The organism is Peribacillus sp. QJM3NY_7 (genome assembly GCF_056173225.1).
The window spans coordinates 2,269,643-2,285,689 of the sequence record NZ_CM149663.1 but is presented as its reverse complement, the minus strand read 5'-3'; the positions used below and the strand labels follow the sequence as shown (position 1 = coordinate 2,285,689).

15 protein-coding genes are annotated in these 16,047 nt (G+C 38.4%); 4 read left to right on the top strand and 11 right to left on the bottom strand.

Annotation, left to right across the window (positions count from 1 at the left end; translation table 11 throughout):
- Nucleotides 1–160: 160 nt before the first annotated feature.
- The 8 genes from AC0VX1_RS10940 to AC0VX1_RS10905 form a co-directional block, all read right to left on the bottom strand.
- Entirely contained in the window at nucleotides 161–760 is a 600-nt protein-coding gene (locus AC0VX1_RS10940) for a nitroreductase family protein (protein WP_106026561.1), read from the bottom strand.
- Nucleotides 761–858: 98 nt separating this feature from the next.
- Nucleotides 859–1,836: a ring-cleaving dioxygenase gene (locus AC0VX1_RS10935; protein ID WP_475471198.1), complete on the bottom strand. Its 978-nt coding sequence runs from the start codon at nucleotides 1,834–1,836 to the stop codon at nucleotides 859–861.
- A gap of 822 nt (nucleotides 1,837–2,658) precedes the next feature.
- Nucleotides 2,659–4,059: an MFS transporter gene (locus AC0VX1_RS10930; protein ID WP_063576530.1), complete on the bottom strand. Its 1,401-nt coding sequence runs from the start codon at nucleotides 4,057–4,059 to the stop codon at nucleotides 2,659–2,661.
- Between the two features lie 128 nt (nucleotides 4,060–4,187).
- Nucleotides 4,188–4,448, bottom strand: coding sequence for a hypothetical protein (locus tag AC0VX1_RS10925; protein ID WP_323598076.1), 261 nt, complete (start codon nucleotides 4,446–4,448; stop codon nucleotides 4,188–4,190).
- Nucleotides 4,449–4,627: 179 nt separating this feature from the next.
- The gene (locus tag AC0VX1_RS10920; protein ID WP_440438253.1) at nucleotides 4,628–6,343 is read right to left on the bottom strand and encodes a GMC family oxidoreductase; all 1,716 of its coding nucleotides are present in this window, start codon (nucleotides 6,341–6,343) and stop codon (nucleotides 4,628–4,630) included.
- Nucleotides 6,344–6,361: 18 nt separating this feature from the next.
- Nucleotides 6,362–7,126 (bottom strand): gluconate 2-dehydrogenase subunit 3 family protein, encoded by a 765-nt coding sequence (locus tag AC0VX1_RS10915; protein WP_413011091.1) that lies wholly within the window; start codon nucleotides 7,124–7,126, stop codon nucleotides 6,362–6,364.
- 42 nt (nucleotides 7,127–7,168) lie between these two features.
- Nucleotides 7,169–7,375, bottom strand: a complete 207-nt coding sequence (locus AC0VX1_RS10910) for a hypothetical protein (protein WP_475471197.1) — start codon at nucleotides 7,373–7,375, stop codon at nucleotides 7,169–7,171.
- Nucleotides 7,376–7,428: 53 nt separating this feature from the next.
- Complete coding sequence (locus tag AC0VX1_RS10905; protein ID WP_034312681.1) at nucleotides 7,429–7,647, bottom strand: twin-arginine translocase TatA/TatE family subunit; 219 nt, start codon at nucleotides 7,645–7,647, stop codon at nucleotides 7,429–7,431.
- A 546-nt stretch (nucleotides 7,648–8,193) separates the two neighbouring features.
- Here AC0VX1_RS10905 and AC0VX1_RS10900 point away from each other — a divergent pair.
- Nucleotides 8,194–8,544, top strand: a complete 351-nt coding sequence (locus AC0VX1_RS10900) for a c-type cytochrome (protein ID WP_145505907.1) — start codon at nucleotides 8,194–8,196, stop codon at nucleotides 8,542–8,544.
- Between the two features lie 108 nt (nucleotides 8,545–8,652).
- Here AC0VX1_RS10900 and AC0VX1_RS10895 read toward each other — a convergent pair whose 3' ends face one another.
- The 3 genes from AC0VX1_RS10895 to AC0VX1_RS10885 form a co-directional block, all read right to left on the bottom strand.
- Nucleotides 8,653–8,913, bottom strand: coding sequence for a hypothetical protein (locus tag AC0VX1_RS10895; protein WP_054396339.1), 261 nt, complete (start codon nucleotides 8,911–8,913; stop codon nucleotides 8,653–8,655).
- A gap of 507 nt (nucleotides 8,914–9,420) precedes the next feature.
- Nucleotides 9,421–10,404, bottom strand: coding sequence for an alpha-ketoacid dehydrogenase subunit beta (locus AC0VX1_RS10890; protein ID WP_095679607.1), 984 nt, complete (start codon nucleotides 10,402–10,404; stop codon nucleotides 9,421–9,423).
- Between the two features lie 12 nt (nucleotides 10,405–10,416).
- Nucleotides 10,417–11,412: a thiamine pyrophosphate-dependent dehydrogenase E1 component subunit alpha gene (locus AC0VX1_RS10885; protein ID WP_475471194.1), complete on the bottom strand. Its 996-nt coding sequence runs from the start codon at nucleotides 11,410–11,412 to the stop codon at nucleotides 10,417–10,419.
- Nucleotides 11,413–11,953: 541 nt separating this feature from the next.
- Here AC0VX1_RS10885 and AC0VX1_RS10880 point away from each other — a divergent pair.
- Genes AC0VX1_RS10880 through AC0VX1_RS10870 form a run of 3 tightly spaced genes read left to right on the top strand, consistent with a single transcriptional unit; the run spans nucleotide 11,954 to nucleotide 16,010 of the window.
- A complete protein-coding gene (locus AC0VX1_RS10880) occupies nucleotides 11,954–12,433 on the top strand; it encodes a MarR family winged helix-turn-helix transcriptional regulator (RefSeq protein WP_057275992.1) in 480 nt (159 codons plus the stop codon).
- Entirely contained in the window at nucleotides 12,430–14,154 is a 1,725-nt protein-coding gene (locus tag AC0VX1_RS10875) for an ABC transporter ATP-binding protein (protein ID WP_475471192.1), read from the top strand. Before AC0VX1_RS10880 ends, AC0VX1_RS10875 begins: the two co-directional genes overlap by 4 nt.
- Nucleotides 14,151–16,010 carry an ABC transporter ATP-binding protein gene (locus AC0VX1_RS10870; protein ID WP_475471190.1) on the top strand — a complete coding sequence of 620 codons (1,860 nt, stop codon included), beginning with the start codon at nucleotides 14,151–14,153 and terminating at the stop codon, nucleotides 16,008–16,010. The genes AC0VX1_RS10875 and AC0VX1_RS10870 overlap by 4 nt, the downstream gene beginning before the upstream one ends.
- Nucleotides 16,011–16,047 lie beyond the last annotated feature (37 nt).

Genomic DNA, 16,047 nt, shown 5'->3' with positions numbered 1-16,047 from the left:
TTTACATTAGGTATAGTCACTTTCCACACACGGCAATAAACAAAAAATAGTGAAAATATTTTTTCTTATTGTAAAACTGAAAAAATATGGGCAAATGAGCTCAAACAAAAAAGAGCCAATTAGAATTGGCTCTCAACAAAGTTTCTCTTATCGGTCCTCTTTATTTATAAAATTTGATACGATCCTCAAGTGGTTTGAATTCTTTATCACCCGGTTGAGCTGTTGGATTTCCAAATGGCATTTGCGCAATCAATTTCCAATCGCTTGGAACATTCCATTCTTTTTTCACTTCATCATCAATTAGAGGATTATAATGCTGTAAAGTTGCTCCCAATCCTTCTGCTTCAAGTGCCGTCCAAACAACTAATTGATGCATGCCTGATGTTTGTTGTGACCAGATTGGGAAGTTATCGGCATACGTTGCAAATTGTTCTTGAAGTGATTTCACTACAGATTCATCTTCAAAGAATAATATTGACCCATATCCCGCTTTGAAGGAATCCATTTTTTGTTGAGTGCCAGAGAAATCCCCCTCACCAACCGCTTTCCTTAAAGCCTGTGTCGTAATATCCCATAATTTATCATGTGCCGATCCTGTTAAAACAACAAGGCGGGAGGATTGGGAATTAAAAGCCGATGGCGTGTGTTTTACCGCAAATTCAACTATTTCTTTAATTTTCTCATCCGATACTTGGACTTCTTTATTGATTCCATAATACGAACGTCTCTCTTTAATGGCCGTGTAAAAATCTTTTGTCATGATTCATTCCTCCAGAACATTTTTTCTATTTCAAATGATTATTCCATTTTTTATTTTACCTATTTTAGTATGGGCATAAACCAATATATCATTCGCAATTATTCTTTAATGAATTCCTTGGTGCTTCTTACTGTATCAATGGGACGGACCAACTTTTCGATTTGATCCCTTTTCGGTTCCAAGAACGGTGGTAAAGATAACTTTTCCCCAAGCGTTTCATACGGCTCATCCCCCATAAATCCAGGACCATCCGTGGCAAACTCGAATAAAATTTGCGGTGCCACTCGTACATAAAGCGACTCAAAAAAGTGACGATCGACATAACCGGACGTATGAAATTGGAAGCTTTCCATTCGCTTGATCCATTCTTCCAGAACGGAACGGTCTTCAACACGGAAGGCTGTATGGTGAACAGTCCCAAAACCCTGCCGAGCCTGAGGAAGGGTCGAATTATGCTCGACGATCACTTGTGCACCATTCCCGCCTTCCCCTACTTCAAATAGGTGAAATGACCCTTCATTGTCTATTTCTTTGAATAATAGGACTTTTTCCATCATTTCTTTAAAGTAATCAAAGTTGGCGATACGAATGAAAATTGGTCCTAATCCTGTAATAGCGTGTTCCAGAGGAATCGGTCCTTTTTGCCAAGGAATCCCGGATGCAACCCCTTCATTATTTTCATCTGAGATCAATTGATATTGCTGATCATCAAAATCCACAAACGAAATGGTTTTTTTACCAAATTGTTCTTGGATTCCTGTATTACTTACTTCTAAACGGTCGAAGCGATTAACCCAATACTCCAATGCCGCATCATTCGGTACACGGAAGGATGTTTTAGAGATCTCATTAGTCCCATGCACCCCTTTTGGAATTCCAGGAAAATCGAAGAATGTCATGTCAGTACCCGCACCGCCAACATCGTCGGCAAAAAACAGGTGATAGGTTTGGATATCATCTTGGTTAACGGTTTTCTTGACTAAACGCATGCCTAATATATTTGTGAAAAATTCATAATTTTTTTCAGCACTACTTGTTATGGCCGTTACGTGGTGTATACCTTTTAAACCATTCATACATTATTCCTCCCATTAAAACGATTCAATTTTTGGATATTTAACGTTTTCCTTAATCCCCTATATTTTCCCTTCAAAAAGAGTGGCTATTCATTATAGGGGTTTGATTAGATATTTCTCATTATCTTGAATTAATATATCTTTACTTAAAGATAATTTATCATGAATACCATTCACTGTCAACAACATTGTCTCAAATCAATATATCTCAATGTCGAAATAATTACAGGACAAAAAAATACAGTCAATTTTCCTTAAAATATAGACCATTCTGTATATGGGTTACTGTCTATAGCTATAACTAGCGGCAAAGACAGTATTTTGTATATCTATTATTACCAGTTCCGTACCAATAAGCTTAAGATATAGCAACCGTTGTTTTAAGGCTGCCACTATTAATCATTCCCTAATTTTCGTAATATCCTTTTGAACTCACATCTTTTCATTAATTAAGGGTTTATCGAGTATACATCTCGTAAATCTGTTCTTCCTTTAAATGATCAAAGCGAACCTCTCGTAAACATTCCTTTTGATCCATCATCAAAAGCATAATAGGAGCTGTTAAAATCCCGCTACCTCTTCTACCTTATTTGCATCAATGTTCCCCAGGTGGATAAGTGGGTAATTGTCCAGCAGTTCCCTAAGAGAAAAGGGAACTGCTTCGTAACCCATTTCTTTAATAACTCTATCGCTTTCCTTTAATTCTTCTTTCTATTTTTAAACAACTTTATTATTCGTGAGTACCACAAAACCCGAAATACAGACACTCATATTTGAGTGCCTGTATTTCGAGTAGTCCTCCCCATTGGATGTGTGCTTTTATTATTTTTCTCTTTGTTCCGTTTTCCACCATAGGGAATCTTTTGGATTTTCAACTGCTTCTTGAAATTCAGATTTTGAAGCAACTGTTGGGTAAGATCCTTTTAGCGATTTTCCTGAAGTACTATTGAACAAGAATAATATCACTAAAAACCCGATAATATTCACGGCTGTTAGATAAAAACCAGGTGCTAAGTTATTCCCCGTTTGGTGAACTAACCATGTGGAAACTAAAGGGGTAGTTCCACCAAATATTGAAACCGAGACATTAAAGGTCACTGATAATGTTCGATATCGAATATCAGTGTAGAACATGGTTGGTAACGATCCAGGCATTGTGCCTTCATAAATTGAAAGCAGAACACCTAGAATTAGAACACCTAACGAAATAAATACTAAAGCATTCAGGTTTATTAAATAAAAAGCAAGGGCAGATAATAGGCTTAAACCGCCTAAACCGATTAAGAAAACAGTCTTATTTCCAATTTTATCACTGAGCTTTCCAAATATTAAAGTAAGAGGCACCATGATAATCATTAGAATCGTAATTAATAGGGTTCCTACTGTACTGGATAATCCAATAATCTCATCTAAATAAGAAGGCATGTATGATAATAGCATATAGCTTGTAATATTAAAGAATGCAACAGCTACAAAACATACAAGAATATCCTTTTTGTGATTTTTGAAAATGGATAGAAAGCTTTCATCTTGGCCTTCATCATCAGAAAGTTCATTTTCAAAAATCGGTGATTCTTCTAAACTTTTTCTTAAGTACAATCCAATAAGCCCTAAAGGTAAGCCGAGTAGGAACGGTATTCTCCAACCCCATGAGGCCATCTGTTGATCGGAAAGAGTGATAAAGAGTGTACTGGCAAGTAATGAAGCTAATATATAACCAATTAGCGTACCAATTTCTAATCCACTTCCAAGCATATTGCGTTTATTGTCTGGAGAAGATTCTGCAATATAGACCATTGCACCAGCGTATTCGCCACCTGTTGAAAAACCCTGAATAATTCTAGCTATTAATAAGAGTATAGGTGCCCATATACCGATTTGATCATATGTAGGTAATAAACCGATTAGTAATGTTGAAAAAGCCATCAAAATAATCGTGGTTGTTAAAACGACTTTTCTTCCTAATTTATCACCGATTTTACCAAATATGATACCCCCTACTGGGCGCATTAAAAAGGCAATCGCAAACGTTGCAAAGGTGAATACTAATTTAAGCTCATCATTCTCAACAGCACTAAAAAAATTTTGACTAATGATCACAGCCAAATAGGAATATAAGCCAAAATCAAACCACTCCATAGCATTTCCTACCCCTGTAGCAAACACGCTTTTCTTCGCTTTTTGAATATCTACAACGTTGATTTTTTTCTTGTTAAATTTCATTTATCATGTCAACTCCATGGAATACATTTATGCAAGAATGAGAAGTAAAGTCAAACTGGAGGATAATCGGATTTTGGGCGTTTTTCCAATGGTATCCCAAATAAAATATTGTCTTCTTATTAGAGGTTCTATAAATCGCCTCTCGTTTTATTAAATTCAAGATTATTGCCTTTTTCCATTTGTTTATCTGTTTGATCAGGGTTTTCATCGTGCTTGAATGATCGATTATCATCATCATTATTATTTGGATTCGTGTCCGTGTCATTTCGAACAGGACGATAATCTACTTCCTCTTGATCATTAAAGTCGTTATTGCCAGCGTTACATGCTGACAGAAAACTTACCGAAAGTAATGCGGATAAAATAGTGATTTTCCATTTGCCTTTCATTTTATAAACCCCCTTATCTTAAGTTTTTGGTATTAAGTTTAATATGTACCTTAAACGATACCCTTAGTCTTAAATGGAGCCCATGCATGTTTGTTTTTTTAGCATCCTAAAATTAAAAAACTGCCCCCAATTATTGTGGGAACAGGTCATGTTATTTTTAGGTCAAAGGAAAAGCTGTCTTATACGAGGGAACCACCTTTTTTAAGGTACTTTACAATCCCTTCTGCTGCTCTATATGAAAAGGCACCTAAAGTACCAGTTGGGTTAAACGAACTGTTATGAGGAAATGCTGAAGAACCCGCAACAAATACATTCTCAGCGTCCCACATTTGCAGGTAAGTGTTAACTGCCGAATTTTTTGGATCAGCCCCCATGATGACGCCGCCTGTGTTATGCGTATTCGTATCTGTGTTTACGTTAAAATCTGCTTGTTCAGCGACCGTATCAATATGATCAGGACCCATTTTTTTAGCAATCGATCTTGTCACTTTCGCCATGTATTTTACTAACTCACGGTCTTGGGCCGTATAATCATATGTCATCCGTAATAAAGGCATACCGTATACATCTTTATAAGTAGGGTCCAGATCAAGGTAGTTTTGTATGTGTGGCATACTTGCACCCTGTGATTTGACTTGCAGGATGCTATTGGCATATTTGATTGATTGCTTTTTAAATTCCGCACCCCATGAAGGTGTTCCGATTGGTGAGTTATTATTAGCTATAGGTCTATTCCCATACTGGGTTGTACGAATTCCTGCTCCGTGAAGGAAGTTTACATCCGAATGGTCAAAATTATCACCTGTAAATTCTGCAATCTCAATGCCTAATGCACCTGCACCTCCATATATATTGAACTCACGGTCATTATAATAAAGGCTTGAATATCCTGAACTCACTTGGTAACAATAGTTTTTACCAATTACACCATTTCTGGTTTTTGGATCATAGGGTACTCCAAGATTTGAATTAAGTAAAAGTCTAACATTATTAAATACATAACTCGCTAAGACCACTACTTCTGCCGGTTGTTCGAATTCTTCACCCGTGAAGGTGTCTACATAAATAACACCTGTCGCTTTCGTACCATCATTTAAAATACGGGTGACGTTTGAGTATGTCCGCAGGTCAAGGTTACCAGTTTTTTTGGCAACAGGAATGACCGTAACAACTGGATCTGCTTTTGCACCATACTCACAACCGAAGTTTTCACAAAATGCACAATATTGACAGGCTGAACGTGAAATACCATCAGGGTTTTCGTAATTCTCTGATAGATTTGCAGATGGAATCATATAGGGTTTGTAGCCAAGCTTCTTCGCTGCTTGTTCGAATTCCGTTAATACAGGTGTTTTTATCATCGGTCCTGTTGGATAAGGATTGGAGCGTTTTCCATATAACTTAACAGTTTCACCAGATATTCCTGCCATTTTTTCAAAAGTATCATAATATGGTTCGATTTGGTCATATGTAATGCCCCAGTCTTGAATCGGATAGTCTGATTTAATTTTATTTTTACCATACCTTTTTTCAGTTAGTGATTTAATTTCAAAATCATAAGGAAGAAAACGGTAGGTCTGTCCATTCCAGTGACTACCAGCTCCTCCAAGACCTTCACCTACGATAAAAGTTCCATAATTACGCATAGGGAGTGCTCTCATTTTTTGGTTATTACGATGAGTAATAGTTTCCTTTGATAAATCTTGCATTAACTCTTCACGATGTTGGAAACGCAGTTCGTCATGCACCATTAAATAATCACTCATATCCCGTTCTTTACCGCGCTCCAGTCCAACGACTTTGATTCCTGCTTTTGTTAATTCCGAGGCAATAATACCTCCAGCCCACCCCATCCCGACAACAACGACGGGTACCTTAGGTAGTTTTTTTGCCATGTTTTTCATCCCTTTCTATCATGAATGTTTCATATGACTTTGAAGGCTATTTGGATCTAGCTTTAAAAATTCTTTACTTTGGATTTCTTTTGTATAACTCATTCGAGAACCAGGATACTTTCGCATCTGCCAGCCTAGCATTTCCTTATTTCCTCCGTACAATGGATCTGCATAAACACCTTCAATGGTCAAAGTTCTTAACAATTGGAAAAATGCCGATGAAGATGCACCAGAAAGCGAACTTGCTTTACCTTTCTCGAACGCAGCTAAAACTTCATCCTGTTCATTAGCCTCTAATTCTGTAAATTTCTTTTTATAGTTTTTGTTGCTATATGTATTCAATTCTTTTAAGCCTAGCCGGAACAAATCTTTTCGGTAAAGTTTATTCTGTTCACCTTGTGTTGGCTCTGGCTTATAATAGGGTCCAAGTTTATAATCCTTTTCATTTACGCCCCACCCACTGTTGAGTTGATGGTCAATATAAATCGCCGCATTTAATTCCATAGCACCTGGTCCAAGATCGTCCTTTGGGAAAATACGTTCTGCAGCTGCCGCTGTCGTCTGATATTCTTCTGGATAAAAAAACATCAGGGCTTCATTCGGATTATTAGCTTGAGTTTGACTCTTCTGTTCTGTTTTCACACCACTTTTCGAATTTCTATCAAACATGCTTCCAACTGCTCCACCTAAAATAAGCCCTCCAACAGCTAAACCGGAATTCTTTAAAAAGGTACGTCTCGTACTACCTTGTTTTTCGATTTGACTTTTCTCTTTGTCCGACAAAAAAAAACCTCCTATTTCATAATCAAGGTGTGAATTTTCTTATCACATTGATGCATCGCTTACTACCTTTTTCTTATAAGCAATCTTGGATATGGTGACACTTAATTCGTAAAGAACCAGTAAAGGAATAATGACGAGAATATCCGATATGAAATCCGGAGGAGTAATCATAATTGGTAAGACTACCAGAAAAAAATAGGATACACTCCACGTATTAATCATTCGTTGATGTGAATCTTTGTTTTCCAAGGTGGCCGCCTCCAGTTATATGAAAAATGCCCACCTGCATTCCACTATGGACTCTACTGTTTATCCAGCATCTTCTTTTCAGCAGTCGATAACTCATGTTTTTTCTCTTCCTGTTTATCTTCATCAGAAATTAATCCATTTGTTGCACCCTTGAATTCCGTTAATGTCCGTCCAAATGCCCGACCAATTTCAGGTAGTTTTTTCGGACCGAAAATTACAAGCGCAATGATAAGAATTACGACCAAGCCTGGAATCCCAATATTCTGAAACATCACGTCAATCCTCCATAAACAACATCAGTTACATTTACTAAAACCGTTTGTACCCTTTACAGTAAACGTTATTATTCACAATAAAGGATGTTTAAGTGACTTTTTTATTCCTTTTACATATATTCACAAAACTGCTCAATTTTATACCTAGCTTATATTTAGACATGCCTGTTTTGTTTACAGTTCAATATTCAAATTCCTCATCTAAATAGTACATATTAGTTTTTCAGTAATTCGACTATATGTATAAACTTTTATTAAATAACCATGCAGAAAGTTGGAAATGTTATAAAGGAATTTTTGGTACCCGAGATTAGAGTAAAAGAATCTTACCTTTTATTAAAAATGTATTCATGCAAAAATAACTTTGGGGAAAGATATGAATTAATAATAATGCTTAAATACTTTGGAAGAGTAAAATAAGACCTTAGAGGTTTATGTATTTTCCACGGATTCTATTATTATGCAGGAGATATATTAGAAACGTTCTTTGTTCTATTATCAAAAAGATTTTCACTCCACGCCACATTAAATACGGAGGTATTTATGAAAAAAATTTGGTTTACTTCTGGAGCCAGTATCGTTCTTGCTGGATGTTTAATATTTTTACTGTTTTTTTACAGAGGCCATCAACCCTCACCCTCCCCAAATTCAAATGGGGGAACACAGGATACTTCAGCTGGTAATCCTGAAGAAATTGTGAGTAATAGTTGTATATCTTGTCATGGGGAAAATTTACAAGGAGGAGCTGGTCCAGCATTAAATAAAATTGGTGCAAAATATTCACAAAATGATATAGAAGATATTATTAATAATGGTAAAAATGGAATGCCAGCAGGCGTTATTTCAAATGAAGAAGCTGCAATCGTGGCAGAGTGGTTATCCCAGAAAAAGTGAAGAGGCAATTTTTCAACTATATCGATGGCCTTAATTAAACGTAAAATAAAACAGCCAAATCCAATCAAAATGGATCAGGCTGTTTTGTAATTTCAGGAATAAATATATTTAAAAAAATGAGGACCAATTCAAAACAATAGACCAAACAGCTGTGTTCAATAATAAGCCTGTAATAAAAAGAGACCATTGGTTTTTCTTTTGTTCCCAACAGGAAATCATGAGGGCAAGACCAATTGAAACACCAATAAAGGAAAGCCATGGAAATGAATCAGTGAACTTTGTGAGAAAAACCGCAAGGCAAGCTGTGAATAATAATGATACAAGGTACTCGGTGAATAATGATAATTCGCTTTTAATATGATCGCTCAATTTTTTCCTCCTTCGAAATAGATATTATCTTCATATAATACTTCATGATGAATTTTTTATACGAAATTGCGTGCGCCCGTAGATTTCTAAAAGATAATAGTCCCTTGCTAGTTTCAATTCACCAATCACTGTACTGCGTTCAACATTTAAATATACATAATATTTATTGCTAATATATTGAATTTTGCGTGACTATTGACAATTACAATTCCAGAATATGTACTTCCAGACACCATACCAATAGTTTATTATTGGATAATTGTCCAGAATTCTTTTCAATAGTATTTATTCATGTAGTGAAAGTCCCCCAAAAAATCACTGGTTTTATATGCTCCCTCTAGCGTAATCAAACGGATTATTTTTTAACTATAGATGATTTATTCAGCGTAAAAAAAAAGCCTGGCAACCTATTTTATAGTTGCTAGACTTAAGTTCATTTTTAAGATCAATCCAAAATAAACAACAATTTAAACGGATAAGAAGAGTTCGTTCCTTCATGCAGACCATTTAATAGGCAACCAGGTCCCGCAGTGCCTTTTCCACTTTTTCAGGATTCACCATGAATGATTTCTCTAATGATGGTGAATATGGCATGGCAGGAACATCCGGGCCAGCGAGTCTCATGATTGGGGCATCAAGATCGAAGAGGCAGTTTTCTGCAATGATCGCCGATACTTCACTAATGATGCTTCCTTCCTTATTATCTTCAGTAATCAATAGGACTTTTCCTGTTTTGGATGCAGCTTCCATTATTGCCTCTTGATCTAATGGATAAACGGTACGTAAATCAAGTATATGAACGGATATGCCATCACTGGCCAGCCTTTCAGCTGCCTGAAGCGCAAAATGAACACAAAGGCCATAAGTGATCACTGTAACGTCCTCGCCTTCACGTTTTACATCCGCTTTACCAATCGGTAAAACATAATCATCATCCGGCACTTCTTCTTTAATTAAGCGATAGGCTCTTTTATGTTCAAAGAAAAGGACCGGGTCATCATCGCGAATGGCAGCTTTCAATAATCCTTTCACGTCATAGGGTGTAGAGGGCATGACAATTTTAAGTCCCGGTTGATTCGCAAAAATGGCTTCAACGGATTGTGAATGGTATAACGCCCCATGTACACCTCCGCCGTATGGAGCTCTGATGACGATAGGACAATGCCAGTCATTATTGGAGCGATAACGGATTTTTGCAGCTTCCGAAATGATTTGGTTGATGGCTGGCATGATGAAATCAGCGAATTGCATTTCCGCAATCGGCCTCATTCCATACATGGCCGCGCCGATGCCGACTCCTGCGATTGCGGATTCAGCAAGCGGTGTATCAATGACACGCTGTTCACCGAATTGTTCGTATAACCCTGAAGTCGCTTTAAACACGCCGCCCTTTACCCCTACGTCCTCACCTAATACAAATACACGGGAATCACGTTCCATTTCTTCCCGCATCGCCATTATCACGGCATCTATATAAGATATCACTGCCATCTTCTTTCCTCCTTACCTTTCTGCGTAAACGTATTTTGAGAGCGTGTCTTCATTTGCAAATGGAGCATTTTCCGCATAATCCGTCGCTTCGTTCACAACTTCCATTATTTCCTCGTTCATTTGTTTCTCCATTTGATCATCCATGATTCCCACTGCTCTTAAATAGGCACCAAAAGTAATGATTGAATCTATTTTTTTTGCCTCCGATACTTCATCAGGCGACCTGTATTGACTATCATCATCATCGCTTGAATGTGGTGTAAGCCTGTATGAAACCGTTTCGATTAAGCTTGGTCCCTCACCACGCCTTCCTCTCTCAGCAGCTTCTTTCACCACCCGGTATACTTCGATCGGATCATTTCCATCAACCGTCACCCCTGGCATGCCGTAACCAATGGCCCGGTCGGACACTTTCCCGCAAGCCAATTGCTTTTCAATAGGGACGGAAATGGCATACTGATTATTTTCGCACATCAAGATGACCGGAAGTTTATGTACACCTGCGAAATTCGCTCCTTCATGAAAATCACCTTGGTTTGATGAACCCTCACCGAATGTAACGAATGAAACAATATCTTTTCCTTCCATTTTTGCAGCGAGTGCAATCCCCACTGCATGTGGCACTTGAGTCGTAACTGGCGAAGATCCCGTCACGATTCGATTCTTTTTTTGCCCAAAATGCCCAGGCATTTGACGTCCGCCTGAATTTGGATCTTCTGCCTTGGCAAAACTGGATAACATTAAATCCCTGGCGGTCATCCCAAACGCAAGCACCACTCCTAGATCCCTATAATAAGGAAGCACATAATCATTTTCACGATTCAACGCAAATGCTGCACCCACTTGAGCTGCTTCTTGCCCTTGACAAGAAACGACAAATGGAATTTTTCCAGATCTGTTCAACAGCCACATCCGTTCATCCACTCTTCTTGCCAACAACATAATTCTATACATCTCAAGCACCTGCTCATCACTCAGACCTGCCTGTAGATGGCGGTTTTCAACCATATGTCATCATCCCTCCTAATAATTAAAACGGTTTTCTGTTAAAACCAGAATGTTCTCCTCACGCTGTCACCCAATATAAATATGGGTCTATATATCACAAATTACTAACCTCTCTTATTAGCTGTTTGTTTGTCTCGCAAACTTATATCCTGTTATGTATCTAAGGAAGGGAAAGCTCTTTTATGTATGCATGCTTGCCATTTAACACCCTCAAATGCGTTATCATCTACTATTATTACCTGGTACTAACTCAATGCAATATTATCCTACCACTTTTCATCTCACATTTTCAAGTTAATTTCACTTTGTATCGTTGTTTTCACGAGAAAACCTTTTTTTAACAAAAATAAAATAGGTTTAACAGTTTTGGCCTGACCTGACTTTAACTCATTTCCATATAAGCACCAAGACTAGATAAAAGCCGGGGTGTTGAAGTTATTTATTTGTTGACTAAGCGGAAGAATAGCTGTAAATTAAAATGATTCATAAAATTAAATGTTCGAAATGGAACAGTTCAATACAGAAAGAATGGTGATGTTGAGTGGAGAATGAAAAACAATTAATGCGTTCCGTACAACTATTGCGTTCATTTTGGAACGTACAGAAAAATATCATGCGGTTCGTTCAAAAGACAGCCGCAGAAAATGGATTAACAGTTCCTCAATATTCCATTTTGATGACCATTACCCTTTACAAAGAGACCTCCCAAAAAAATGTCGGGGAGAAAACATTTCTTCCAAAAAGCACCTTGAGCCAAGCGGTTGATGGTCTGGTTCGCGGAGGTTTGCTCCATCGTGAGCCTGTGGAGGGCAACCGGCGTGAGATTCAATTGTCAATCACCGATAAGGGCGAAAATTTATTAAAAACGATTCATTTTCACGAAGGAAGCATTCACCAAGTCTTTCAAACGGCCATTGAAATGCTTTCCGAAGAACAGTTTGAAGAGTTGCTAAAAACACATCTTCAAATTACAAACTTTTTAGAAGCACAAGCAACCGAACAAGGAGAGTGTACAAAATGATAAAAATACTGAAAAATTTATCCGTTTATAAGTGGATTATTTTAGCAGTTATCGGTCTGGTGTTTATTCAGTCCATGTCGGACCTCTTTTTGCCTACACTAATGGCTGATATTATTGACAAAGGCGTTGTTCGAGGAGACACTTCTTATATTTGGAAAATCGGCGGTTTTATGCTGTTGGTTTCCGCACTTGGCGCTTGTGCATCCATAATCGCAAGTTACTATTCGTCCAAAGCGGCAATGGGAATGGGACGCGACCTCCGCCTGAAGGTCTTTAATCACGTTGAAAAATTTTCGTTACAAGAATTTGATGAAGTCGGTACGGCGTCATTGATTACACGTACGACCAATGATATAACACAGGTCCAGCAAGTGGTTATCATGATGCTTCGTATGGTTATCAGTGCACCTATCATGTTAATCGGCGGAGTAATCATGGCTGTATCCATGGATGCAAAATTATCACTTGTCATTGTTGTCACAATGCCTTTTTTGATTGGGTCAATCTTGCTTATTCTATATAAAGGTGTGCCGCTCTTTCAAACGGTTCAAAAACGATTAGACCGGTTGAACCTTGTATTACGAGAAAATTTAACTGGCATTCGCGTCATTCGTGCCTTCAATCGTGAAACACAAGAGAAAGAACGTCTAAAGAAAGCGAATAAAGAATTAACGGATGTCTCAATCAAAGTCAATAAAATCATGGCCTTCATGATGCCTGTAATGATGCTTGTCATGAACTTGACGGTTGTTGGTATCATTTGGTTTGGTGGAGTCCGTATTGATAACGGCGGTATGCAGATCGGGGACTTAATGGCATTTATCCAATATGTTATGCAAATTATGTTCGCTCTCGTTATGGCTTCCATGATGTTCGTTATGGTTCCACGAGCTGCCGTGTTGGCAACAAGGATAAACGAAGTCCTTGACATGAAACCTTCATTCCTGGATGAGGGGACAGAAAAGGCAGATCGTGTACACGGTACCCTTGAATTTGAACATGTTACGTTCAGTTACCCAGGAGCAGAAGAACCTGCATTATCGGATATTAGTTTTTCAGCAAATCCTGGTGAAATCACAGCAATAATCGGTGGAACAGGTTCCGGGAAAACGACTCTTGTCAATTTGATCCCTCGCTTCTATGATATTTCAAGCGGAACGATTCGCGTCAATGGTGTTGATATTCGGAAGTCATCACAAGATGAAGTCCGTTCAAAAATTGGCTTTGTACCACAAAAGGCCTCCCTCTTTACAGGTACTATCTCTGAAAACATTCGCTTTGGAAAACAAACAGCCACACAAGATGAAGTTGAGCATGCGGCTCGGATCGCACAAGCGGAGGATTTTATCAGCAATATGAAAGGCGGCTATGAGGCAGAAATCGATCAAGGCGGTTCAAACCTATCAGGAGGGCAAAAACAACGGCTTTCGATTGCAAGGGCACTCATTCGAAAACCGGATATTTATATATTCGATGATAGTTTTTCGGCACTGGACTACAAGACGGATGCCAACCTTCGCGCAGCCCTGAAAGATGAAACGAAAAATTCGACGGTACTTCTCGTTGCACAGCGTGTCAGTACCGTCGTTGACGCTGACCGAATCATTGTGTTAGACGAAGGCCGCATTGTAGGCATTGGAACACACCAAGAGTTGCTTAGTACAAACGACATTTACCGTGAAATTACCTTATCACAGCTCACAGAGGAGGAAATTGCATGAGTAATCAAAAAAAACCTCAAGGCGGCGGTCAGGTCGGGCATGGCCCTGGTGGCGGTAACATGATGATGATGGGTCAAAAAGCAAAAGATTTTAAAGGAACATTAAAACGTCTATTGACCTATTTAAAACCGAGGCGCAACAGATTGATTTCCGTGTTCTTAGCTGCAATCATGAGTACGATTTTTATGATTGTAGGACCGAAGATCATGGGAAATGCAATTACAGAATTATTCGAAGGAGCTTACGGGAAATTCCAGGTAATACCAGGAGCAGCTATTAACTTTGATAAAATTGGCCAGATTCTTCTACTCCTTGCCGGACTTTATGCTTTAAGCAGCCTTTTCAGCTATGTACAACAATACATTATGTCAAGTGTTGCACAAGACACGGTATATGATCTTCGAGAAGATGTGAACAAAAAGCTCGAGAAACTTCCACTCAAATATTTTGAAGGACGTCCAAACGGTGAAACACTTAGCCGAATGACAAATGATATTGATACAATCGGGAGCACCCTTCAGCAAAGTTTAACGCAATTCATCACATCAATCGTAACGATTGTGGGAATTATCATTATGATGCTTTCGATAAGCCCATTATTGACATTAATCTCGATAATCAGCTTACCTTTGTCAATATTTGCAATCCGGCCTATTTTAAAAAGATCCCAAAAACATTTTGCCGATCAACAGCGTAAACTCGGACAATTAAATGGTCACATTGAAGAAATATATACCGGCCATCAAGTTGTTAAAGCATTCGGATATGAAAAAAAGGCGAGTGCCCAGTTTACTGAAGTTAATGAAGAATTGTATAAAGCGGGAAGCAAAGCCCAGTTTATATCAGGTATCATCATGCCCGTAATGTTCTTTATCGGAAATTTGAGCTATGTCCTCATCAGCGTTGTTGGCGGAATATTGGTAACGCAACGTTCGATTTCAATTGGTGACATTCAAGCATTCATCACATATTCAAAGCAGTTCACCCAGCCAATCACACAAACGGCTAACATCGCTAACATTATTCAGTCGACGGTTGCAGCCGCTGAGCGTGTTTTTGAACTACTTGATGAAGAAGAGGAAATGAAAGAACAAACCACAGTTAATATAAAAAGGGCAAATGGTGCTGTTTCTTTTGAACATGTGGACTTTGGATATGGGGAAGAAATGTTAATTGAAGATATGAACATCGATGTCTTGCCTGGACAGACGGTCGCAATTGTTGGACCGACTGGTGCTGGAAAAACGACCATGATAAATCTCTTGATGAGATTTTATGAACTCAATGGCGGAAAGATTACGATTGATGGTCTTGATACACGGAATATGTCACGTCATGATCTTCGAAAGAATTTTGGTATGGTACTTCAAGATACCTGGCTCTTTAATGGTACGATTAAAGAAAATATCGCTTATGGCAAAAATGGAGCAACTGATGAAGAAATTTTTGCAGCTGCTCGGACGGCACATGCCGACCATTTCATTCGGACACTGCCAGATGGTTATGAGACAATCTTAAACGAAGAAGCTTCGAACATCTCACAAGGCCAAAAGCAGCTTTTGACAATCGCCCGGGCTGTTCTAGCAGATCCGCCAATCATGATATTGGATGAAGCGACGTCTAGTGTGGACACTCGGACAGAAGTCTTTATCCAAAAGGCCATGAACCGACTGATGGAAGGACGAACCAGCTTTGTCATTGCCCATCGTCTCTCAACGATTAAGGATGCAGATTTGATTCTTGTTATGGAACAAGGAAAAGTAATTGAGAAAGGAACGCATTCAGACCTTTTAAGGGAGAATGGTTTCTACGCAGAGCTATACAATAGTCAGTTCACTGAAAATGTAGCTGGATAATTAGAAAGAGGCTCGATTCCGAAACGGAATCGAGCCC